The organism is Salinicola sp. MH3R3-1 (assembly GCF_001937155.1).
Taxonomy (GTDB): Bacteria; Pseudomonadota; Gammaproteobacteria; order Pseudomonadales; family Halomonadaceae; genus Salinicola; species Salinicola halophyticus.
Map to the genome: position 1 here is coordinate 1 of NZ_MSDP01000100.1, position 1,262 is coordinate 1,262.

Sequence of the window (1,262 nt, forward strand, 5' to 3'; positions counted from 1 at the left end):
TATGGCTCCTACAGCTTCAATCCGGGCACGGCGTTCGATCGCCTGGCCGCGGGTCAGACCGATACCACTAAAGTCAGCTACACCGTCAGCGATGGCCAGGGTGGCACCGCCACCTCGACGCTGACCGTAACGGTGACCGGCACTAACGACGTTCCAGTGGCCGTCGCCGATACCCAGACCACCGGCGAGAACAGCGCTCTCAGCGGGCAGGTGCCAGCAGCGACCGATATCGATGGCACCATCGCCGGTTACGACCTGGCGACGGATGTCGGCACCGGCAACGGCAGCCTCAGCTTTAATAGCGACGGCAGCTACAACTTCACGCCGGGCACCGACTTCGACACTCTGGCCGCCGGCGAGAGCCGCGACGTCACCTTCAGCTATACCGCCACGGACAATGACGGTGGGGTCAGTGCACCCAAGACCGTCACTATCACCGTGACCGGCACCAACGACGTACCGGTGGCCGTCGCCGATACCCGGACCACCGGCGAGAACAGCGTTCTCAGCGGGCAAGTCCCGGCAGCGAGTGATGTTGATGGGACGGTCGCAGGTTACGACCTGGCGACGGACATCGGCACTGGCAACGGCAGCCTGACGTTCAACGCTGACGGCTCCTACACCTTCACCCCCGGCACTGACTTCGATGGCCTGGCCGCGGGCGAGAGCCGCGAGGTCACCTTCAGCTACACCGCTACCGATAACGATGGCGGCGTCAGCGAGCCCGTGACGGTGACGATCACCGTCACGGGCACCAACGATGAGCCGGTGGCCGTCGCTGATACCCAAACCACCGGTGAGAACACCGTCATCAGTGGTCAGGTCCCGGCAGCGAGTGACGTCGATGGCTCCATCGCCGGTTACGACCTAACGATGGATGTCGGCACCGGCAACGGTAGCCTGGCGTTCAACGCCGACGGCTCCTACAGCTTCACCCCCGGCACTGACTTCGATGGCCTGGCTACCGGCGAGAGCCGCGACATCACCTTCAGCTACACCGCCACCGATAACGATGGCGGCGTGAGTGAACCGAAGACGGTGACGATCACCGTGACCGGCACCAACGATGCGCCGGTCGCCGTCGCTGATACCCAAACCACCGGTGAGAACACCGCGCTGACTGGTCAGGTCCCGGCAGCGACCGATGTTGACGGTACGATAGCCAGCTACGCGCTAGACACTGGCGTGGGCCAAGGCAATGGCGCGTTGAGCTTCAGCGCCGACGGTAGCTACACCTTCATCCCCGGCACCGACTTCGAAGC

1 protein-coding gene is annotated in these 1,262 nt (G+C 64.2%); it reads left to right on the forward strand.

Annotated elements, in window-relative coordinates:
- Positions 1-1,262, forward strand: a 1,262-nt coding sequence (locus BTW08_RS18540; RefSeq protein WP_139313729.1) for an Ig-like domain-containing protein, incomplete at both ends; no start/stop codon positions are given.